This window comes from Cupriavidus taiwanensis (genome assembly GCF_900250115.1).
In the GTDB taxonomy this organism is placed as follows: domain Bacteria; phylum Pseudomonadota; class Gammaproteobacteria; order Burkholderiales; family Burkholderiaceae; genus Cupriavidus; species Cupriavidus taiwanensis_B.
Map to the genome: position 1 here is coordinate 1,027,219 of NZ_LT984803.1, position 21,423 is coordinate 1,048,641.

A 21,423-nucleotide genomic window follows, 5' to 3' on the forward strand; every position below is an offset into this window, starting at 1 on the left:
AGACGATCGACATGCGTACCATCGCAACGCTGGAAGAACTGGAAGGGCTGCAGGGCCAGGAAGTCGCGGTCAGCGACTGGATCGAGGTGACCCAGCAGCAGGTCAACCAGTTTGCCGAGGCCACCGGCGACCACCAGTGGATCCACATCGACGTGGAGCGTGCGAAAAAGGAATCGCCCTATGGCGGCCCCATCGCGCACGGCTTCCTGACGCTGTCGTTGCTGCCCAGGTTCATGCACAACGCGCTCAGCATGCCGTCCAAGATCGGCGTCAACTACGGCCTCAACCGGGTGCGCTTCACCGCACCGGTGCCGGTTGGCAGCAAGCTGCGCGCGCGCATCAAGCTGCTCAAGGTCGAGCGCCTGGATCCGCTGCCGAAGTCGCCCGAACTGATCGGCGCGCAGTCCACCTGGGAGGTCACGGTGGAGCGCGAGGGCAGCGAGCGGCCGGTGTGCATTGCCGAGTCGATCACCCGCCGTTACGGCTGATTTGCGGCGCCGCATGCGGCACTGCGACAATATGCCACAGCGCCGTGTCGCACCCCCGAAAGCCGCGCCACGCGCGGCTTTCTGCATATTTTGCTGCGTTTTTGTGCTATTGACGTGGATCAAAGGCGGCGCAGTGCACCATGATGCAGATTGTCCGTTTAAATGAACAGTGTGTTCCGTAGCGTTGGGTTTACCCCTAATGTTGCGTTGCGGTACAGTCGCGCCCACGATGTTTTACGTGTTGCGCCCCCCGGCCGAAAACCGCGCCTGCCCTGACGGCAGGTCCGTCGGGAGGCGCAAAAGCCTCGTATTCCAACGCTACCCGGCCGCTGTACTGAGCCGGGACCGTTCGCGGTTTCGGCCAGGTGCCGCAGCGCCGGCAAGGTCCCACAGGGCCTGCAGCGCGCGCAGTCAGTCCTTCCGTGTTCATGGCGTTGCAAGGCCGCATGGTCCCCGGGCGCAGGATCCGCCCTCAGACCGCAACGCCAGCTAAGGACACGTCCTTCCGGTTTTCCCTCAGCCCCACGCCTCTTGCGCAAGCATCAGGCGGTTTAGCCGCGCTTTTGCCCGAAGCGCGGTGTAACCAAACCAGTCGTGACATGAAGAAACCCATACTGCCGCGGTGGACGCGGTTCCTGCCTTGCCTTGGCCTGCTCCTGCTCGCCGGCTGCAACATGACGCTGCTCGACCCGAAAGGGCAGGTCGGCGTCGACATCAAAGGCATCATCCTGATCGCCACCTGGCTGATGCTGCTGGTGGTGGTGCCAGTGATCGTGCTGACGCTGGTGTTCGCCTGGAAGTACCGCGCCAGCAATACCTCGGCACGCTATGAACCCGACTGGTCGCATTCGACCGCGATCGAAGTGGTGGTGTGGCTGATCCCCTGCCTGATCATCATCGCGCTGGGCATCATCACCTGGAAGTCCTCGCACGACCTCGACCCGTACAAGCCGCTGGAATCCAGCAAGAAGCCGGTCACGGTCGAGGTGGTGGCGCTGAACTGGAAGTGGCTGTTCATCTATCCGGAACTGAAGATCGCCACCGTCAACCAGATCGCCTTCCCGGTCGACACCCCCGTGAACTTCAAGATCACCTCGGATTCGATCATGAATTCGTTCTTCATCCCGCAACTGGGCAGCCAGGTGTACGCCATGGCCGGGATGGAAACCAAGCTGCACCTGATCGCCAACGAAGCCGGCAGCTATGACGGCGTGTCCGCCAACTACAGCGGCGGCGGCTTCTCGGGCATGAAGTTCAAGGCCATCGCCATGTCGAACTACGAGTTCGACCAGTGGGTGGCCAAGGTTCGCGCCTCGTCGACCGAACTGGGCGTCGAAGGCTACCAGACGCTGGCACAACCCAGCGAGAAGGAGCCGGTCGCGTACTACGGCAAGGTGGAAGAGCAGCTGTTCCGCCACATCCTGCACAAGTACATGGGCCACGGCGGCGCCGCACTGGCCGCCGACGGATTCAGGGGCGGCCCGATCTGCACGTCGCGCAACACCCTCGGTGAAGAGCAGCTGTCCTTGACCACGCCGGCCGCGCTGCCGGCAGGCGCGTAATCCTGGGAGCAATGATGTTTGGCAAGTTGAGTTTGTCGGCGATTCCGTTTCATGAGCCGATCATCATGGTCGTGCTGGCCGGTGTCGCCCTGGGCGGTGCCGCGCTGCTGGGCGCGATCACCTATTTCAAGAAGTGGGGCTATCTCTGGAACGAGTGGTTCACCTCCGTCGATCACAAGAAGATCGGCGTGATGTACTGCCTGGTGGCGCTGATCATGCTGCTGCGCGGCTTTGCCGACGCGGTCATGATGCGCACCCAGCTGGCGCTCGCCACCAATGGCGCGACCGGCGTGCTGCCGCCCGAGCACTACGACCAGATCTTCACCGCCCACGGCGTGATCATGATCTTCTTCGTGGCCATGCCGCTGATGACCGGCCTGATGAACCTGGTCGTGCCGCTGCAGATCGGCGCGCGCGACGTGGCCTTCCCGTTCCTGAACACGCTGTCGTTCTGGCTGTTCGTAGCGGGCGCCATGCTGGTCAACATCTCGCTGGGCGTCGGTGAATTCGCCAAGACCGGCTGGCTGGCCTACCCGCCGCTGTCGGGCCTGGACTACAGCCCGGGCGTAGGGGTGGACTACTACCTCTGGAGCTTGCAGATCTCGGGCCTGGGTACCTTGCTGACCGGCGTGAACTTCCTGGTGACGATCCTGCGCATGCGCGCGCCTGGCATGACGCTGATGCGCATGCCGGTGTTCACCTGGACCGCGCTGTGCACCAACGTGCTGATCGTCGCCGCCTTCCCGGTGCTGACCGTGACCCTGGCGCTGCTGGGCCTGGACCGCTACCTCGGCATGCATTTCTTCACCAACGACGGTGGCGGCAACGCCATGATGTACGTGAACCTGATCTGGATCTGGGGCCACCCCGAGGTGTACATCCTGATCCTGCCGGCGTTCGGCATCTTCTCTGAAGTCATCGCCACGTTCTCGGGCAAGAAGCTGTTCGGCTACAAGGGCATGGTGTACGCGACCGCCGCGATCATGGTGCTGTCGTTCATCGTGTGGCTGCACCACTTCTTCACGATGGGCTCGGGCGCCAACGTCAACGCGTTCTTCGGCATCACCACCATGATCATCTCCATCCCGACCGGGGTGAAGATCTTCAACTGGCTGTTCACCATGTACCGCGGCCGCGTGCAGATGACCTCGCCGGTGCTGTGGACGCTGGGCTTCATGATCACCTTCGTGATCGGCGGCATGACCGGCGTGCTGATGGCGGTGCCGGCGGCCGACTTCGTGCTGCACAACAGCCTGTTCCTGATCGCCCACTTCCACAACGTGATCATCGGCGGCGTGCTGTTCGGCTACCTGGCCGGCATCACCTACTGGTGGCCTAAGGCGTTCGGCTTCAAGCTGAACGAGCGCCTGGGCAAGTGCGCCTTCTGGTGCTGGCTGGTGGGCTTCTACTTCGCCTTCATGCCGCTGTACGTGCTGGGCCTGATGGGCATGACCCGCCGCCTGAACCACACCGACAACCCGGCCTGGACGCCGTGGCTGTACCTGGCCGTGGTGGGTGTGGTGTTCGTGGCGCTGGGCATCTTCTTCCAGGTGCTGCAGATCGTGGTGTCGATCCGCGACCGCAAGAAACTGGCCGACGTGACCGGCGACCCGTGGGGCGGCCGCACGCTGGAGTGGGCTACCTCGTCGCCGCCGCCGTTCTACAACTTCGCGCACACCCCGGTGGTGCGTGACCTGGACGCGTTCGCCGACATGAAGGCCCGCGGCGAGACCCTGCCGACCGATGGCTTCGAGAAGATCCACATGCCCAAGAACACGGGCGCGGGCTTCATCATCGGCGCCTTCAGCCTGGTGTTCGGCTTTGCCCTGACCTGGCACATCTGGTGGCTGGCCATCGTTGGCCTGGTGGGCATGGTGTGGGCGTTCATCCACCGCAGCAACGACGACCACATCGACTACTACGTGCCGGCCACCGAGGTCGAGCAGATCGAAACGCGCCATCTGCAGCGCATTGCTTCGCAAGCCTGAGAACCATGTCGACTCAAGTCCTAGACCGCATCCCCGCGCAGGCAGGCGCCCCGGCTCACGCCGGCGCGCACGGCCATGACCATGCGCACCACGATACCAGTGCCAACACGGTGTATGGCTTCTGGATCTACCTGATGAGCGACTGCATCATCTTCGCCGGACTGTTCGCGGCCTTCGCCGTGCTGCGCGGCGAACTGGCAGGCGGCCCGTCGGCGAGGGAGCTGTTCGAGCTCAACTACGTGCTGGTGGAGACCTTCATCCTGCTGTTCTCCTCGATCACGTACGGCATGGCGATGATCTCGCTGCAGAACCGCAGCCTCAAGCACGTGCAGACCTGGCTGGGCATCACCTTCCTGCTGGGCCTGGCGTTCATGGCGATGGAAATCAACGAGTTCCACCACCTGATCGCCGAAGGCGCCGGCCCGGGCCGCAGCGCGTTCCTGTCGTCGTTCTTCACGCTGGTCGGCACCCACGGCCTGCACGTCGCCAGCGGCATGCTGTGGATGATCGTGCTGATGTGGCAGCTGGGCAAGAAGGGCATCACCCCGACGCTGAGCAAGCGCCTGATGTGCCTGTCGCTGTTCTGGCACTTCCTGGACGTGGTCTGGATCGGCGTGTTTACCGTGGTCTACCTGATGGGACATCTGTGATGGCACAACACAACGCACCGGCGGCGCACGGCGCCCACGACTCGCACGCGCACGACAGCCACGCTGGCGGCCATGCCAGCTTCAAGGGCTACGCGATCGGCTTTATCCTGGCCGTGATCCTGACGGTGATCCCGTTCAAGATCGTGATGGACGGCACCATGGACAAGGGCACCATGCTCTGGATCATCCTGGGCATGGCCGTGGTCCAGATGATCGTGCACCTGAAGTACTTCCTGCACCTGGATTCGTCGTCCGAGCAGCGCAGCAACGTGATCGCGCTGCTGTTCACGGCGCTGATCCTGGTGATCGTGGTGGCGGGTTCGCTGTGGATCATGCACAACCTGAACGCCAACATGATGGTGATGTAAGGACTGGCGTCCGCGCATCCGGAAAAGGGGCCCCGCGGGGCCCCTTTTTCTTTGCCGCGGCTTGCCGTCAGGGCTTGAAGGTATCGCCCAGCACCACGCCTTCGCGGCGCGGGTCGGCGCCGCCCACCAGCACCGCCGAGCCGCCGATGGTGGTGCGGATGATCGCGCTCAGGCCGCTCGACTGCGCCGCCACATTGACGGTGTGGCCCAGGTTGCGCAGGCCCCTGACCAGCGGGTCGTTGTCGCCCGGCAGGCCGCCGGCCGGCGTGCTGGTGTCGACGTTGGGATGCTCGCCGCCGACGATCATGGCCGAGCCGGCGCCGTTGGAGCCGCCGAAGTCGATCATCGACACCGCCTGCTGCGCATCCATGCCCCAGTCCAGCGAAGCCACCAGGGTCTTGGCCACGTACTGGATGATGGTGGCGCCGCCCGGCGAGCCGGTGGTCATGTAGAAGTCGCCGCGCGAGCCGTCGCCGTTGCGCCTGAACACCAGCGTCGGCGCCATCGAGCTGCGCGGGCGCTTGCCGGGCTGCAGCCGGTTGGCCACGAGCACGCCGCCCGGCGCCGGGTCGGCATTGAAGTCGGTCAGTTCGTTGTTGAGCAGGAAGCCGTTGGTCATGTGATACGAGCCCAGGCCCGACTCGATGGTGGTCGTCATCGCCACCACGTTGCCGTACTTGTCATGCAGCGACAGGTGCGTGGTGCCGCGCTCCTCCACCATCGAGGGCGCCAGCGGCACGTCGCCGAGGTTGCCCGCCGCCACCGGCGTCACCATCGAGCCGATGGTGCTGATCAGGCTGGCACGCTGGCTCAGGTAGGGCTTGTTCAGCATGGTGTCCCAGGTGCCGCCGGGCAACGGAATGAAGTCGGTGTCGGCCACGTACTTGTTGCGGTCGGCATAGGCCAGGTGGCCCGCCTCGCCCATCAGGTGGACGCCCAGCACGCTGGGCCGGCCGCCGTTCTGGTCGACCAGCGTGGGCTTTTGCGCCGCCATGTCGAAGTTCTCGACGATGCCCAGGATCTGCGCCACCGCGATGCCGCCCGACGACGGCGGCGGCATGCCGCACACCTCGAACTGCCGGTAGGTGGTGCATACCGGCGTGCGCTTCTTGGCCTGGTAGTTGGCCAGGTCGTCCAGCGTGGTCACGCCCGGCGTGGTGTTGCCGTCGTAGGTGGTCTGGATCTTGGCGACGATGGCCTGCGCGATCGGGCCGTTCTTGTAGAAGGCGTCGGCGCCGTCCGCGGCGACGGCAGTAAACACCGCCGCCAGCGCCGGATTGCGCAGCATGGTGTTGACCGCGCGCGGGGTGCCGTCGGGATTCAGGAAGTAGGCGGCCATCTCCGGATCGCGCTTGATATTGGCCACGGTGGCGCTGTCCGAAATCGCGGCAGCCATGCGCGGCGGAATCGCGAAGCCATCGGTGGCCAGCTTGATTGCCGGCGCGAACAGTTCCTTCCATGCGGTCTTGCCATAGTCGCGATGGGCCAGCTCGAGCACGCGCAGCGTGCCGGGCGTGCCGATGGAGCGGCCGCTGCGAATCGCGGTGGGCAGCGGCGTGGTCGGGTCGGCCGCCGACTTCCAGCGCAGGTAGTTTTCATCGGCGGCGGCGGGCGCGGTTTCGCGGCCGTCGTAGGCGCTGACCTGCCGGCTCGCCGCGTCGTAATGGAGGATGAAGGTGCCGCCGCCGATGCCGGACGATTGCGGCTCGACCAGGTTCAGCACCATCTGCGCCGCCACCGCGGCGTCGATGGCGGTGCCGCCGGCCTTCAGCACGTCGCACGCCGCCTTGGTCGAGACCGGGTTGTTGGTGACCGCCATATAGGTCTTGCTGTAGACCGTGACCTTGGGCGCATAGCCGGTCGCCTGCTCCGGCGCGTTGGGGTCGCCCGGCAGCACCACGGCCTGGCCGCCGGTGCTGCCGTCCAGCTCGCAGCCGGCGGTAGGCGTGACCGTCGGCGGGGGCGGAGGCGGGGAATCGTCACCGCCGCCGCAGGCGCCCAGGGTCAGCGCCAGCGCCGCCAGCGCCAGCTTGCCGCGGCGCGGGTGCCAGTGGGGGATGGCGCGCCGGCGCGGCTGCGGCTCGGCGGGAGATGCTTGGGGGTCGGCAGCGTACGGCATGGTTTCTCCTTCCTTTTGTGTGGATCCGGGAAATGCCAGGGGCGGGTCGCCAGGGGTGACAGCGGCCATCTTTCACCCTAGTGCCGCGGCGCGCCGGCCTTAATCATTGAATGTACGGATTTACATGCATTCGAATCCGGGTTTAAGCGCTTGCTTAATCGGCGCCGGCCTGTGCGCCCGCACCTTCGCGCTTGCCAATCGCGCCACGGTGGCGCAAGCCGGTTCCGGCAATGTGCGCCATGCACCGGGATCGGACGCGCTGGCCGGCACGCACCGTCGCAGTGCGCCGTTGCGCTGCACGGCGATGGTGCGGACGTGCCCGGACGGCGCTGTCCGGCCCCGCGCGCCGCCTGTGGCCGCGGCGCGCGCGCGAAACCGCCGTGGCACGCTAGTTGCAGATGCATCACCCCGGGGAGCGTAGTCCCTGACCAACACCATAAACGGGAGCTGCAAATGCAACGACGTGACATGCTGAAGCTGTCGGCGCTAGCCGCCGCGGCGATGATCGGTACCAGCCCGCTGGCGCTGGCGCAGTCCAAGGAGCCGATCAAGGTCGGCATCCTGCATTCGCTGTCCGGCACCATGGCGATCTCGGAAACGTCGCTGAAGGACGTGGCCCTGATGACCATCGACGAGATCAACAAGAGCGGCGGCGTGCTCGGGCGCAAGCTCGAGCCGGTGGTGGTGGACCCGGCCTCCAACTGGCCGCTGTTTGCCGAGAAGGCACGCCAGCTGGTCAGCAAGGACAAGGTCGCGGTGACCTTCGGCTGCTGGACCTCGGTGTCGCGCAAGTCGGTGCTGCCGGTCTACGAAGAGCTCAACTCGCTGCTGTTCTACCCGGTGCAGTATGAAGGCGAGGAGATGTCGAAGAACGTCTTCTACACCGGCGCGGCGCCCAACCAGCAGGCCATCCCGGCGGTGGAGTACCTGATGAGCAAGGAGGGCGGCGGCGCCAGGCGCTTCTTCCTGCTCGGCACCGACTATGTCTACCCGCGCACCACCAACAAGATCCTGCGCGCCTTCCTGAAGAGCAAGGGCGTGGCCGACAAGGACATCGAAGAGGTCTACACCCCGTTCGGCCACAGCGACTACCAGACCATCGTCGCCAATATCAAGAAGTTCTCGCAGGGCGGCAAGACCGCGGTGATCTCGACCATCAACGGCGATTCCAACGTGCCGTTCTACAAGGAGCTGGGCAACGCCGGGCTCAAGGCCAAGGACGTGCCGGTGGTGGCGTTCTCGGTCGGCGAAGAAGAGCTGCGCGGCATCGACACCAAGCCGCTGGTGGGCCACCTGGCCGCGTGGAACTACTTCATGTCGGTCAAGAACCCCGAGAACGACGCCTTCCGCAAGCAGTGGGCGGCCTGGGTCAAGGCCAACAACCTGCCCGGCGGCGGCAAGCGCGTGACCAACGACCCGATGGAAGCCACCTACGTCGGCATCCACATGTGGGCGCAGGCGGTGAAGAAGGCCGGCAGCACGGATACCAACAAGGTGCGCGCGGCCATGTATGGCCAGACCTTCAAGGCGCCGGCCGGCTTCACGCTGACCATGGGCGAGAACCACCACCTGTACAAGCCGGTGATGATCGGCGAGGTCAAGGCCGACGGCCAGTTCTCGGTGGTGTGGAAGACGCCGAAGGCGGTGCGCGCGCAGCCGTGGAGCCCGTTCATCGCGGGCAATGAAGGGAAGCCGGACAAGGTGATGTAAGCCTCGTTTGCCTGCCACCACGCGGCGCCCCTCTCCCGCTGGCGGGAGAGGGGAGCAAACCGTTAGCTCGCTTCATTGCTGCCAATCGCAAGCTCCTATGCGCTATCCACTATCCGTTCGAGCCATGCCCTGGCTGCGCGCCCTGCTGGCAGCGCTGCTGCTGGCCTCAGCGCCCTGGGCCACGGCACTGACGCAGGCCGACCTGAAGCCGCTGGCCGGGGACGACTTCGACGCCAGGACCGCCGCGCTGTCTGCTTTGGCCAAGGCCGCGCCCGCCGAAGCGGGCCCGATCCTGAAGGCGCTGCAGGATGACGCCCTGCAATACGCAGCGTCGGTCGGCATGGTGCGCCAGGACGGCGACAAGGTGGTCGATGCCATCACCGGCAAGCCGGTCACGGTCAAGCCGGACGAACTCGAATCCCTGACCCTGAACAACAGCCTGCGCGCGCTGGTCGACAGCGCCGCCAGCAGCCTGCTGCTGCAGTCGCCCGACATCGCGGTGCGTGCGCAGGCCATCGGCACCTTGCGCGACCAGCCGGAAAGCGCGTCGCTGGCGGCGGTGGAGGCCGCGCGCAAGACCGAGGCGGATGCCGGCCTGCGCGCCAGCCTGGACGTGATCTGGGCCAACCTGGTGCTGGCGGAGCCCGCGGATGCCGCGGATGCCGCCGCGCGCGAGGCGCGGCTCGACGCCATCCGCATCCTGGCACGGGACAGCAACCCGCAGAGCCGCCAGAAACTGGCGCCGCTGGTCGAGCGCGACAGCGCCGGCCGCTACCGTGAGCCCGATGGCAGCGTGCGCCTGGCCGCGCAGCAGGCGCTGGACACGCTGCAGGGCGAGCAGCGCCGCGCCGAAGTGATCGGCAACCTGTTCGCCGGGCTGAGCCTGGGCAGCGTGCTGCTGCTGGCCGCGCTGGGCCTGGCCATCACCTATGGCCTGATCGGCGTGATCAACATGGCGCACGGCGAATTCCTGATGATCGGCGCCTATGCCACCTACGTGGTGCAGTCGCTGTTCCGCGCCCATGCGCCGGGCGCGCTCGACTGGTACCTGCCGGCGGCGCTGCCGGCATCGTTCCTGGCGGCCGCGGTGGTGGGCTTCGTGCTGGAGCGGCTGGTGCTGCGCCACCTGTACGGCCGCCCGCTGGAAACGCTGCTGGCCACCTTCGGCGTGAGCCTGCTGCTGATGCAGGCGGTGCGCACGCTGTTCGGCGCGCAGAACGTGGAAGTGGCCAATCCCGCCTGGATGAGCGGCGGCTTCGAATGGCTGCCCGGGCTGGTGATCCCGTACAACCGCGTGGTCATCATCCTGTTCGCGCTGGCGGTGGTGGCGGTGGCGTGGGTGGTGCTCAACCGCACGCGGCTGGGCCTGTTCGTGCGCGCCACCACGCAGAACCGCACCATGGCGGCGTGCGTGGGCGTGCGCACCTGGCAGGTCGACAGCTACGCCTTTGCCTTTGGTGCCGGCATCGCCGGGCTCGGCGGCTGCGCGCTGTCGCAGATCGGCAATGTCGGTCCCGACCTGGGCCAGGCCTACATCATCGATTCGTTCATGGTGGTGGTGCTGGGCGGAGTCGGGCAGCTGGCCGGCACCATCGTCGGCGCGTTCGGGCTGGGCATCCTCAACAAGTTCATCGAGCCCTTCTATGGCGCGGTGCTGGCCAAGATCCTGGTCCTGGTGCTGATCGTGCTGTTTATCCAGAAGCGGCCGCAGGGACTGTTCGCGCTCAAGGGGCGCAGCGCGGAGGCATGATGCAGCGATTCCAACCAAACACTTCCGCGGCACCGTTCCGGCTGGCCGTGCCCGAACGCCAGGCGCTGTTCTCGCCGCGCGGCTGGATCGCGCTGGTGGCGCTGACGGTGATCGCCGGCATCGGCGTGCCGGTGTGTGCGCTGCTGCTGCCGGAGGGCCATCCGCTGCACCTGTCGGCGTATGCGCTGACGCTGGTCGGCAAGATCATGTGCTTCGCGCTGGCGGCGATCGCGCTCGACCTGGTGTGGGGCTACTGCGGCATCCTCAGCCTCGGCCATGGCCTGTTCTTCGCGCTCGGCGGCTATGCCATGGGCATGTACCTGATGCGTTCGATCGGACGCGAAGGCGTGTACCAGAGCGAGCTGCCCGACTTCATGGTGTTCCTCGACTGGAAGGAGCTGCCTTGGTTCTGGCACGGCACCGAACACCTCGGCTATGCGCTGCTGCTGGTGGTGCTGGTGCCGGGCGTGCTGGCGTGGCTGTTCGGCTTCTTCGCCTTCCGCTCGCGCATCAAGGGCGTGTACCTGTCGATCATCACGCAGGCGATGACGTATGCGGCGATGCTGCTGTTCTTCCGCAACGAGACCGGCTTCGGCGGCAACAACGGCTTCACCGACTTCAAGCGCATCGCCGGCTTTGCCATCGCCGCGCCGCAGACCCGCACGGCGCTGTTCGTGCTGACCTTCCTGGCGCTGCTGGCCGGCTTTATTGCCTGCCGCTACATCGTCACCTCCAAGCTCGGCCGCGTGGTCACGGCGGTGCGCGATGCCGAGATGCGCGTGATGTTCTCGGGCTACAGCCCGCTCGGCTACAAGCTGTTCGTGTGGACCTTCTCGGCGGTGCTGTGCGGCATCGCCGGCGCGCTGTACGTGCCGCAGGTCGGCATCATCAACCCGGGCGAGATGTCGCCCGGCAACTCGATCGAAATGGCGGTGTGGGTCGCCGTGGGCGGGCGCGGCACGCTGGTCGGGCCGGTGATCGGTGCGTTCCTGGTCAATGGCGCCAAGACGCTGTTCACCGCGCACTTCGCCGAATACTGGCTGTTCCTGCTGGGCGCGATGTTCGTGCTGGTGACGCTGTACCTGCCCGATGGCGTGACCGGCCTGTGGCAGCGCTGGCGCGAGCGCCGCGCGCACCCGGCCGCGCAGGAGGCGGTCGCCACGCCGGCGGTTGCCGGCCGCAGCGGAGGTGAAGCGTGAGCGCCGCACTGGAACACGGCCAGGCCGAGAGCGGCGATGCCACCGGCCTTGGCCGCATCGTCGAGCCGGGCACCATCGACGTTTCGCACGGCCCGATCCTCTACCTGGAGGACCTCACCGTGCAGTTCGACGGCTTCCGCGCGCTCAACCGGCTGAACCTGTCGATCGACCACGGCGAGCTGCGCTGCGTGATCGGCCCCAACGGCGCCGGCAAGACCACCATGATGGATGTGATCACCGGCAAGACCGGGCCGCGCAACGCCAGCGTCAGCGGGCGCGTGTTCCTCGGCCAGACCATCGACCTGATGCGGATGACCGAGCCGCGCATCGCCCAGGTCGGCATCGGCCGCAAGTTCCAGAAGCCCACCGTGTTCGAGCAGCACGCGGTGTGGGAGAACCTGGAGCTGGCGATGCAGGCCGACAAGCGCTGGTGGTCGTCGCTGCGCGCGCGCCTGACCGCGACGGGGCAGCGCCGCATCGAGGAGACGCTGGCGCTGACCGGCCTCGAGGCCGAGGCCTACCGGCCCGCCGGGTTGCTGTCGCACGGGCAGAAGCAGCGCCTCGAGATCGGCATGCTGCTGATGCAGCAGCCGCAGCTGTTGCTGCTCGACGAGCCGGTTGCCGGCATGACCGATGAAGAGACCATGCAGCTCGCCAGCCTGCTCAACGGCCTGCGCGGCAGCTGCTCGATGATGGTGGTCGAGCACGACATGGAGTTTGTCGCCGCGCTGGCGGGAGATGCCGGCAAGGTCACGGTGCTGGCCGAGGGCAGCGTGCTGGCCGAAGGCACGCTCGACAGCGTCAAGCGCGACGAGCGCGTGATCGAATCCTACCTGGGGAGATAGGCATGCTGCAGGTCCATGGACTGAACCAGTACTACGGCGGCAGCCATATCCTGCGCAACGTCAGCTTCGAGGTGCCGGCGGGCAGGCTGACCACGCTGCTCGGCCGCAACGGCGTCGGCAAGAGCACGCTGCTGAAATGCCTGATGGGCGTGGTGCCGACGCGCAGCGGCAGCATCCACTGGGACGGCGAGCCGCTGGAGAAGAGGGCGCCGTACGAGCGCGTCGCGGCCGGGCTGGCCTATGTGCCGCAGGGGCGCGAGATCTTTCCGCGGCTGACGGTCGAGGAGAACCTGCTGATCGGCGCCGCCAGCCGCGCGCGGCCGGCGGGCGTGCCGGAGCGCATCTACCAGCTGTTCCCGGTGCTGCGCACCATGCGCCTGCGCCGCGGCGGCGACCTGTCCGGCGGCCAGCAGCAGCAACTGGCGATCGGCCGCGCGCTGATGAGCGAGCCGCAACTGCTGATCCTCGACGAGCCGACCGAAGGCATCCAGCCCTCGATCATCCAGGACATCGGCCGCGCGTTGCGGCTGCTGGTCGACGAATTCGGCATGACCGTGCTGCTGGTCGAGCAGTACTACGAATTTGCGCGGCACATCGCCGATTACTACGTGGTGATGAGCCGCGGCGAAGTGGTGGCGCGCGGCGCCGGCGCCAGCATGGAGCAGGACGGCGTGCGCGAGCTGATCGCCGTGTAGGGCGCGCGCAAGTCCATTCGCCCGCCATGCGCCATCCCGATTTTCCTTCGTCCCTCGCCATGCCGGCGGCCTGGCAGGCCACGCTGCAGCTGCGCTTTGCGCCGCGCGCCGAGCGCACCGTGCTGACCGAGCGCCGCCATCGGGGCCCGCTGCTGGTACAGAAGGCGCTGTACCCGGAAGGTGGCATCTGCCACGCGGTGATCCTGCACCCGCCGGCCGGCGTCGCAGGTGGCGACAGACTGGAGATCGACGTGGCGGTGGAGGCCGGCGCGCATGCGGTGCTGGCCACGCCGGGCGCCACCAAGTGGTACAAGTCGCTCGGCCGCGACGCGGCCCAGCGGGTGCGGCTGGCGGTGGGCGAGGGCGCGCGACTCGACTGGCTGCCGCAGGAGAACATCGTCTTCGACGAGGCGCGCGCGCGGATTTCCACCGTGCTCGACGTCGCCCCGGGCGGCAGCGCGATCGGCTGGGATGCCGTGGTGCTTGGCCGCCAGGCATCGGGCGAACAGTGGGCGCGCGGTGCGCTGTGGCTGGATACGCGCATCGGCGCCGGCGAGCGCGCGCTGTGGATCGAACAAGCGCATCTCGAGGCGGCATCGCCGCTGCGCCATGCAGTGCCAGGCCTGGACGGGTTGAACGTGCTGGGCACGCTGTGGGCCGTTGGCGCAGGCGCCACGCAAGGCCTTGCCGAAACGCTCGCCGAGCGGTTGCCTTATACGCCGGCGCTGCGCGCCGGCGTGACCTGCCTCGCCGCCAACGGCCAGTCGATGCTGCTGCTGCGTGTGCTGGGCCGGCACATGGAGGCGGTGCGCCAGGTCATGACCGACAGCTGGCAGGCGCTGCGCGTGCCGCTCCACGGCGTCGCGGCGCGGCCGCTGCGGCTGTGGGCGACCTAGCCCGCCACGACGCAATCGAACACCAGACAGGAACGAGAGATGGAACTGACACCGCGCGAGAAAGACAAGCTGCTGATCTTCACCGCCGCGCTGCTGGCCGAGCGGCGCAAGGCCCGCGGTCTGAAGCTGAACTATCCGGAAGCGGTGGCGCTGATCACCGCCGCCATCATGGAGGGCGCGCGCGACGGCCACACCGTGGCCGAGCTGATGCACGCCGGCACCACCGTGCTGCAGCGCGACGAGGTGATGGAGGGCGTGGCCGAGATGATCCCCGAGATCCAGGTCGAGGCCACTTTCCCGGACGGCACCAAGCTGGTCACCGTCCACCATCCCATTGTCTGAAACGCATTGCTAACCGAAGCCGGCAACCCGGCCAAACCGATGACCGCGATGACCCGTACCGCTTGCCTGCGCCTTGCCCTGGGCGCTTCCCTGACCGCTGCCGCCGGCGCCGCGCTGGCGCATCCCGGCCACGATGCCGCCACCGTCGGTGCCAGCCTGTGGGCCGGCCTGGCGCATCCGTTCACCGGCGCCGACCACTTGCTGGCGATGGCGGCGGTGGGGGTATGGAGCGCACTGGTGGCGCGCTCCGCCGCCGATACGCTGCGCCTGCCGCTGGCCTTCGTGGGCCTGATGCTGGCGGGCGCCGCGCTCGGCCTCTCCGGCATGGCGCTGCCTGCGGTGGAGCCGATGATCGCCGCTTCGCTGCTGGTGATCGGCTTGCTGCTGGCGCTGCGCGCCAGGCTGCCGGCGTGGGCCGGCACGCTGCTGGTGGGCGGCTTTGCCGTGTTCCATGGCTATGCGCATGGGGCGGAACTGCCCGCCAGTGCCGGCGCGCTGCCGGCGGTGCTGGCCTATGTGGGCGGGTTTGCCGCGGCCACCATGGCGCTGCACCTGCTGGGCATCGGCGCCGGCACGCTGCTGCGCCGCCGCGCCGGCTGGCTCGCGCGCGCGGCCGGCGCGGGCGTGGCGCTGTACGGCGCCGGCCTGCTGGTGGCCTGAGGAGCACCGCCATGATCCCCGGTGAACTGATGCCCGCCGACGGCGAGATCGCACTCAATGTCGGCCGCGCCACCGTCAGCGTGACGGTGGCCAATACCGGCGACCGGCCGATCCAGGTCGGCTCGCACTTCCACTTCTACGAAACCAACGCGGCCCTGGCGTTCGAGCGCGAGGCCGCGCGCGGCTTCCGCCTGAACATCGCCGCGGGCACCGCGGTGCGGTTCGAGCCCGGGCAGACCCGCACCGTGGAGCTGGTGGCGCTGGCGGGCGACCGCATCGTCTACGGCTTCAACGGCAAGATCATGGGAGCGCTGTGATGGCATCGATCTCCAGGCAGGCCTATGCCGAGATGTTCGGCCCCACCACCGGCGACCGCCTGCGGCTGGCCGATACCGGGCTGATCATCGAGGTCGAGCAGGATTTCACCGTCTACGGCGAGGAAGTGAAGTTCGGCGGCGGCAAGGTGATCCGCGACGGCATGGGGCAGAGCCAGCGCATGGCGCAGGACTGCGTCGACACCGTGATCACCAACGCGCTGATCGTCGACCACTGGGGCGTCGTCAAGGCCGATATCGGCCTCAAGCACGGGCGCATCGCGGCGATCGGCAAGGCTGGCAATCCCGACATCCAGCCCGGCGTCACCATCGTGGTCGGCCCCGGCACCGAGGTGATCGCGGCCGAGGGCATGATCGTCACCGCCGGCGGCATCGACAGCCATATCCACTTCATCTGCCCGCAGCAGATCGACGAGGCGCTGATGAGCGGGGTCACCACCATGATCGGCGGCGGCACCGGGCCCGCCACCGGCACCTTCGCCACCACCGTGACGCCGGGGCCGTGGTACATGGAGCGCATGCTGCAGGCCGCCGACGCCTACCCGATGAATATCGGCCTGCTGGGCAAGGGCAACGCCAGCCAGCCGGGGCCAATCCTGGAACAGGTGCAAGCCGGCGCCATCGGCCTCAAGCTGCATGAAGACTGGGGCACCACGCCGGCGGCGATCGACACCTGCCTGTCGGTGGCCGACGCGACCGACACCCAGGTGGCGATCCACACCGATACGCTCAACGAGGCCGGCTTCGTCGAGGCCACCATCGCCGCGTTCAAGGGCCGCACCATCCATACCTACCACACCGAAGGCGCCGGCGGCGGCCATGCGCCGGACATCATCAAGGTGTGCGGCGAGGCCAACGTGCTGCCGTCGTCGACCAACCCGACACGCCCGTACACCGTCAACACGCTCGACGAGCATCTGGACATGCTGATGGTGTGCCACCACCTCGATCCGTCGATCGCCGAGGACATCGCCTTCGCCGAAAGCCGCATCCGCCGCGAGACCATCGCCGCCGAGGACATCCTGCACGACCTCGGCGCGTTCTCGATGATCTCGAGCGATTCGCAGGCGATGGGGCGCGTCGGCGAAGTCATCATCCGAACCTGGCAGACCGCGCACAAGATGGCGGCGCAGCGCGGCAAGCTGCCGGGCGATCCGCACGATGCGCGCGGCGGGCACGACAACTTCCGCGTACGGCGCTATGTCGCCAAGTACACCATCAACCCGGCGCTGACCCATGGCATCGCACATGAAGTGGGCTCGGTCGAAGTCGGCAAGTGGGCCGACCTGGTGCTGTGGCGGCCCGCGTTCTTCGGCGTCAAGCCCAGCCTGATCCTGAAGGGCGGCATGATCGCCGCGGCGGCGATGGGCGACCCCAATGCATCGATCCCGACGCCGCAGCCGGTGCACTACCGGCCCATGTTCGCCGCGGCCGGAGGCGCCTTGCATCGTTCGTCGCTGACCTTCGTCTCACAGGCGGCGCTGGCGGCCGGCATCGGCGACCGCTACGGGCTCGCCAAGACGCTTTGCGCGGTGCGCGGGACCCGCACCGTCAGCAAGCGCGACATGATCCACAACGACTGGCAACCGCATGTTACGGTCGATCCCGAGACCTATCAGGTGGTCGCCGACGGCCAGCTGCTGACCTGCGAGCCCGCCACCGAGCTGCCGATGGCGCAGCGCTATTTCCTGTTTTGATGGGGCGGAATGGCCATGCTGAAGATCGATAAACGCCTGACCGCGCCGCACGGCATCGCCAGCGTGCTGGTGCGCCGCGCACTCAAGCTGGTGCTGCCGTTCGCCGACCGCAGCAAGAGCCGCCTGCGCGCGGTTCTCGACAACGGCACCGATGCCGCGCTGTTCCTGCCGCGCGGCACGGTCCTGCGCGGCGGCGACCTGCTGGTGGCCGAGGACGGCAGTTTCATCGAAGTCCAGGCCGCCGCCGAGGCCGTGCTGGAAGTGCGAGCACAAGACTCGCACGCGCTGATGCGCGCGGCCTACCACCTCGGCAACCGCCACACGCCGGTCGAGATCGGGCGCGACTACCTGCGGCTGGAGTATGACGCGGTGCTGGCCGACATGCTGCGGCGGCTGGGCGTGCAGGCGCAACGCGCCGAGCTGCCGTTCGAGCCGGAGGCGGGCGCTTACGGCGGCGGGCACAAGCATGGGCACGACGCGACGTTCGCGGAGGACTATGCGGCGGCGCAGGCGGTGTTTCATGAGCATCACGGGCACTCGCACTCGCACTCGCATGGTCATGATGGCGAGCATGTCCATGGGGAGCATTGTGGGCATCGGCAGTGATGTGTATGGTCGGTGTGGAGGGGAAGGGCGCGAACGATGGCTAGAGGTAACGATTTCAACTCATCCAGACTGACGTCTACCGCCAGCGGGCAAACTGCTGGCCGGGACCTTGTAGACGCTCCCGGCCCTCACCCCAGCCCTCTCCCGCTCGCGGGAGAGGGAGCCAACAGTCGGCAAGTATCAGGCGCTGTAGTGGTCCAGTCCGGCGCTGCGGGTTTGCTCCCCTCTCCCGCTTGCGGGAGAGGGGCAGGGGTGAGGGCGAGCGTATGCCGAAGCCGGCGTTCGCTCGTTTGCTGCGTGCGCACCAGACCAACGCTGAGCAGCGTCTTTGGTATCAACTACGCGACCGCCGCTTCATGGGGTTGAAATTCAAGCGGCAACACCAGATAGGACCGTTCATCGTCGATTTCGTTTGTATCGACGCCAAGCTTGTGATCGAAGCAGACGGAGGCCAGCATGGCGATGCCCGGGACGCGGCTCGCGATGCCTGGTTCCGGCAGCAAGGTTTCCATGTGTTGCGCTTCTGGAATTCCGAGGTGCTGGCGCAGACGGAAGCGGTATTGGAAACAATCCGTCAGTTTGTGCTGGAGCGGGCCTTTCCTCGGGGCGAACCATGACCAACCTCCACCAACTCATCTCCCTGCTGCACCTGGCCTCGCCGTCGCTGCCCATCGGCGGCTTCAGCTATTCGCAAGGCCTCGAGGCCGCGATCGAATGCGGCAGCGTGCATGACGCGCCAACTGCCGAGCGCTGGATCCGCGACAACCTGCGGCACGTCCAGGCGCAATGCGAGGCGCCGCTGTGGCTGCTGCTGCATCACCACTGGCAGGCCGGCGACATGGCGGCAGTGCGAACCTGGAACGACTGGTTCCACGCCACCCGCGAGAGCTCGGAGTTGCGGCTGGAGACCGAGCAGATGGGCTGGTCGCTGGCGCGGCTGGTCGCGCAGATGGAGTGGGGCACGCCGGCGCTGCGCGACACGCTGGCCACGCTGTCGCCGGTGTGCCTGCCGACCGCGTTCACCGCCGCCTGCGTGGCGCTGGAGATCGGTGCGCGCGATGGCCTGGCGGCCTATTGTTTCAACTGGGCGGAGAACCAGGTGGCCGCGGCGATCAAGGCGGTGCCGCTGGGCCAGGTGGCGGGGCAGCACATGCTGCGCCGCCTGCATGGCGCCGTGCTCGACACCGTCGACGAAGCCGGCCGCCGCGCCGAGTCCACGCCGCCGCAACTGTCGACCTTTTCCCCGATGCTGGGCCTGCTGTGCGCACGCCACGAAACGCAGTACTCCCGGCTGTTCCGATCCTGAACCGATACCGCACCATGATCCACGCCCGTACCAAGAAAAACCCTCCGCTGCGCGTCGGCGTCGGCGGACCCGTCGGCTCCGGCAAGACCACGCTGCTGGAAATGCTGTGCAAGGCGATGCGCGACCGCTATGACCTGGTCGCGATCACCAACGATATCTACACCAAGGAAGACCAGCGCCTGCTGACCATCTCCGGCGCATTGCCGGCCGAGCGCATCCTGGGCGTGGAAACGGGCGGCTGCCCGCACACCGCGATCCGCGAGGACGCATCGATCAACCTCGAGGCGGTCGAGCGCATGCTGGCGCGCTTCCCGGATGCCGACGTGGTCTTCATCGAGTCCGGCGGCGACAACCTGGCCGCGACCTTCAGCCCAGAACTTTCTGATCTGACGATCTACGTGATCGACGTCGCCGGGGGCGAGAAGATTCCTAGGAAGGGCGGGCCGGGCATCACCAAGTCGGACCTGCTGGTGATCAACAAGACCGACCTCGCGCCGTATGTGGGGGCATCGCTGCCGGTGATGGAAAGCGATGCGCGCAAGATGCGCGGCAGCCGGCCGTTCGTGATGGGCAGCGTCAAGTCGGGCGAGGGCCTGGACGAGGTGATCCGCTTCATCGAGCGGCAGGGCATGCTCGGGCTCTAGCCGTCCTGGCTGGCATCGGCATCGGGTGCCGGCCTGGCGCCGGGGCTGCCGTGGCCGAGCGCCGGGCGGAAGCTGCCCTTGCCCGCCAGCGCCCGCGCCACCGCGGCCACGAGGTTGAGCTCGGGCTCGCTCAGCTCCGCCATATGGTGCACCGTGGCCTCGATCGCCGCGCGCTGGCGGTTGCCGAACGGCGCGCGCGATTGCTCCACCTGCAGTTGGCTGGCGTCGTGCCGGCTGAAGTCAAGCATCTCGGCGGTGGGCACGGCGAGGGTCTCGGCCAGCCGGCAGATGTTGGCCAGCGCGAGGTTGCGCTTGCCGCTTTCGATGCCGCTCAGGTAGGAGCGCGAGAGCCCGCTTTCGAGCGAAAGCGTCTCCTGGGACCAGCCTCGCTGCTTGCGCAGCCAGGCAAGATGCAATCCGAAAAGTCTGAGATTTCGAGAGGTCATGGGGTCAACAAAAGTTCGGAGTGGTCTGAGGCTAAGGGTTTGACCCTGAGGCCACGACAACTTATCCTCATCCTCACTATCGGTGTCCGATCCGCAAATTGAGGGGCGCGCCAGGCACTGGCGCGGCACGATGGCATCAACCGGGCGGCCTGCATCGCAGCGCCGCGCCAGACGGGTTATTGCGCAACGCCGCGCGTCACGCTGGCACGCGTGCGCCGGCTGCGCGGACAGGCGCAGTGCGCCTGTCGCCCTGCAGGGGGATTGCCATGCAGATCTTCACGCTGTTCGAGGCGCGCATGCGCGCCATCGATGCCGACCGCTGTGCGCCGTCGGATTTCCTTCCCGGATTCCAGCCTCGCCTGCTTGCCGCCGCTGCCGGCCTCGGCTGCACCTGCGACTACATCTTCCTCTGCGCCGGCGAGCGCCAGCCCGAATTTTCAGCGGATTGCCATGAATGGTGGGGCTGCCTGCGCGGTGGCCTGCGGCTGTATTCGCCCGGCCGCGGCAGCTTGCTGGTGGGCGGGGGTGAACTGTTCGCGCCCGCGCCCGGGGTGCCGATGCAGGTGCAGGCGGTGGCCGACACCATCCTGGTGCGCACGGTGCCGCAAGGCCCGGCCGAGGCCTCGTGCCCCGTGGCCATGCCCGCGGGCGCGTGGCAGTGCGCGCTGGGCGCCCTGGCTCCCGTCGGTGCCGGGGCCGATGCCGATGGCATGGCCGGCCCGCATGTGCTGGCGGGCCTGCCGGATGCGGATGGCTGGCAGGCGCAGCAGGGCATGCGCCCGGCGTTTGTCCAGCTGGATGGCTCGGTGGATGACTGGGGCCGGCACCTGGAGGCGCGCGGCTTGCTCTGGGCGCTGTGTTACCGGGGGGCGATTGCCCTGCACTGGCATGGCGCGCTGGTGCGCAGCGGCGGTGACATGGCCTTCCTGCAGCCCGGCGCACTCTACGCGCCGGACGCGCATGAGTCATGCCGGCTCGACGTGCTGGTGCCGGGCACCGGCCTGCTGTGCTGCTTCGGCGGGGGCGATGCCACCCAGGATGGCGAGGCCGCGCGCGGCGGCCGGCGTGCCGATGGCCACGCCGTGGCGCGCGCCGCGCTGGCGCTGGCCTGATGGCC

22 protein-coding genes are annotated in these 21,423 nt (G+C 67.6%); 20 read left to right on the top strand and 2 right to left on the bottom strand.

From position 1 onward, the window contains the following. Positions 1-11 precede the first annotated feature (11 nt). The 5 genes from CBM2586_RS05025 to cyoD all read left to right on the top strand — a co-directional run bounded on the left by CBM2586_RS05025 (position 12) and on the right by cyoD (position 5,056). A complete protein-coding gene (locus tag CBM2586_RS05025) occupies positions 12-488 on the top strand; it encodes a MaoC family dehydratase (RefSeq protein WP_115662590.1) in 477 nt (158 codons plus the stop codon). A gap of 599 nt (positions 489-1,087) precedes the next feature. After that, on the top strand, positions 1,088-2,050 hold the full coding sequence (gene cyoA, locus CBM2586_RS05030; RefSeq protein WP_115686957.1) for a ubiquinol oxidase subunit II: 963 nt from the start codon (positions 1,088-1,090) through the stop codon (positions 2,048-2,050). Positions 2,051-2,064: 14 nt separating this feature from the next. Then, entirely contained in the window at positions 2,065-4,038 is a 1,974-nt protein-coding gene (gene cyoB / locus CBM2586_RS05035) for a cytochrome o ubiquinol oxidase subunit I (RefSeq protein ID WP_115688646.1), read from the top strand. A 5-nt stretch (positions 4,039-4,043) separates the two neighbouring features. Beyond that, entirely contained in the window at positions 4,044-4,688 is a 645-nt protein-coding gene (cyoC, locus tag CBM2586_RS05040) for a cytochrome o ubiquinol oxidase subunit III (protein ID WP_115686958.1), read from the top strand. Continuing rightward, entirely contained in the window at positions 4,688-5,056 is a 369-nt protein-coding gene (gene cyoD / locus CBM2586_RS05045) for a cytochrome o ubiquinol oxidase subunit IV (RefSeq protein WP_115662588.1), read from the top strand. Before cyoC ends, cyoD begins: the two co-directional genes overlap by 1 nt. Before the next feature lie 67 nt (positions 5,057-5,123). On the opposite strand, the gene CBM2586_RS05050 is transcribed toward cyoD, so the two are convergent. Beyond that, positions 5,124-7,175: a gamma-glutamyltransferase family protein gene (locus CBM2586_RS05050; protein WP_115662587.1), complete on the bottom strand. Its 2,052-nt coding sequence runs from the start codon at positions 7,173-7,175 to the stop codon at positions 5,124-5,126. Between the two features lie 453 nt (positions 7,176-7,628). On the opposite strand from CBM2586_RS05050, the gene urtA reads away from it, so the two are divergent. From urtA to ureG, 14 genes are all read left to right on the top strand, one after another. Next, positions 7,629-8,885, top strand: a complete 1,257-nt coding sequence (urtA, locus tag CBM2586_RS05055) for an urea ABC transporter substrate-binding protein (RefSeq protein WP_115686959.1) — start codon at positions 7,629-7,631, stop codon at positions 8,883-8,885. Positions 8,886-8,982: 97 nt separating this feature from the next. Beyond that, on the top strand, positions 8,983-10,635 hold the full coding sequence (gene urtB, locus CBM2586_RS05060) for an urea ABC transporter permease subunit UrtB (RefSeq protein WP_115686960.1): 1,653 nt from the start codon (positions 8,983-8,985) through the stop codon (positions 10,633-10,635). Continuing rightward, positions 10,635-11,834, top strand: a complete 1,200-nt coding sequence (gene urtC, locus CBM2586_RS05065) for an urea ABC transporter permease subunit UrtC (protein ID WP_115686961.1) — start codon at positions 10,635-10,637, stop codon at positions 11,832-11,834. Before urtB ends, urtC begins: the two co-directional genes overlap by 1 nt. Continuing rightward, complete coding sequence (gene urtD, locus CBM2586_RS05070; protein ID WP_115662583.1) at positions 11,831-12,679, top strand: urea ABC transporter ATP-binding protein UrtD; 849 nt, start codon at positions 11,831-11,833, stop codon at positions 12,677-12,679. Before urtC ends, urtD begins: the two co-directional genes overlap by 4 nt. A 2-nt stretch (positions 12,680-12,681) precedes the next feature. Then, entirely contained in the window at positions 12,682-13,374 is a 693-nt protein-coding gene (urtE, locus tag CBM2586_RS05075; protein ID WP_115662582.1) for an urea ABC transporter ATP-binding subunit UrtE, read from the top strand. 26 nt (positions 13,375-13,400) lie between these two features. Continuing rightward, positions 13,401-14,270 (top strand): urease accessory protein UreD, encoded by an 870-nt coding sequence (locus CBM2586_RS05080; RefSeq protein ID WP_115662581.1) that lies wholly within the window; start codon positions 13,401-13,403, stop codon positions 14,268-14,270. Between the two features lie 39 nt (positions 14,271-14,309). Further along, positions 14,310-14,612, top strand: coding sequence for an urease subunit gamma (gene ureA, locus CBM2586_RS05085; RefSeq protein WP_115662580.1), 303 nt, complete (start codon positions 14,310-14,312; stop codon positions 14,610-14,612). 48 nt (positions 14,613-14,660) lie between these two features. Then, the gene (locus tag CBM2586_RS05090; protein WP_115688648.1) at positions 14,661-15,272 is read left to right on the top strand and encodes a HupE/UreJ family protein; all 612 of its coding nucleotides are present in this window, start codon (positions 14,661-14,663) and stop codon (positions 15,270-15,272) included. An 11-nt stretch (positions 15,273-15,283) separates the two neighbouring features. Next, a complete protein-coding gene (locus CBM2586_RS05095) occupies positions 15,284-15,589 on the top strand; it encodes an urease subunit beta (protein WP_062797820.1) in 306 nt (101 codons plus the stop codon). Continuing rightward, the gene (gene ureC / locus CBM2586_RS05100) at positions 15,589-17,304 is read left to right on the top strand and encodes an urease subunit alpha (protein ID WP_115662579.1); all 1,716 of its coding nucleotides are present in this window, start codon (positions 15,589-15,591) and stop codon (positions 17,302-17,304) included. Before CBM2586_RS05095 ends, ureC begins: the two co-directional genes overlap by 1 nt. 15 nt (positions 17,305-17,319) lie before the next feature. Then, positions 17,320-17,910, top strand: a complete 591-nt coding sequence (gene ureE / locus CBM2586_RS05105; protein ID WP_115688650.1) for an urease accessory protein UreE — start codon at positions 17,320-17,322, stop codon at positions 17,908-17,910. Between the two features lie 266 nt (positions 17,911-18,176). After that, entirely contained in the window at positions 18,177-18,527 is a 351-nt protein-coding gene (locus tag CBM2586_RS05110) for an endonuclease domain-containing protein (protein ID WP_115662578.1), read from the top strand. Next, entirely contained in the window at positions 18,524-19,216 is a 693-nt protein-coding gene (locus tag CBM2586_RS05115) for an urease accessory protein UreF (protein ID WP_115662577.1), read from the top strand. Before CBM2586_RS05110 ends, CBM2586_RS05115 begins: the two co-directional genes overlap by 4 nt. Positions 19,217-19,230: 14 nt before the next feature. Next, complete coding sequence (gene ureG / locus CBM2586_RS05120) at positions 19,231-19,860, top strand: urease accessory protein UreG (protein ID WP_115662576.1); 630 nt, start codon at positions 19,231-19,233, stop codon at positions 19,858-19,860. Here ureG and CBM2586_RS05125 read toward each other — a convergent pair. Continuing rightward, positions 19,857-20,276, bottom strand: coding sequence for a helix-turn-helix domain-containing protein (locus tag CBM2586_RS05125; protein ID WP_231942503.1), 420 nt, complete (start codon positions 20,274-20,276; stop codon positions 19,857-19,859). The two genes, ureG and CBM2586_RS05125, sit on opposite strands and share 4 nt — an antisense overlap. A gap of 296 nt (positions 20,277-20,572) precedes the next feature. On the opposite strand from CBM2586_RS05125, the gene CBM2586_RS05130 reads away from it, so the two are divergent. Then, positions 20,573-21,418, top strand: coding sequence for a hypothetical protein (locus CBM2586_RS05130; protein ID WP_115686962.1), 846 nt, complete (start codon positions 20,573-20,575; stop codon positions 21,416-21,418). The last annotated feature ends 5 nt before the right edge of the window (positions 21,419-21,423 follow it).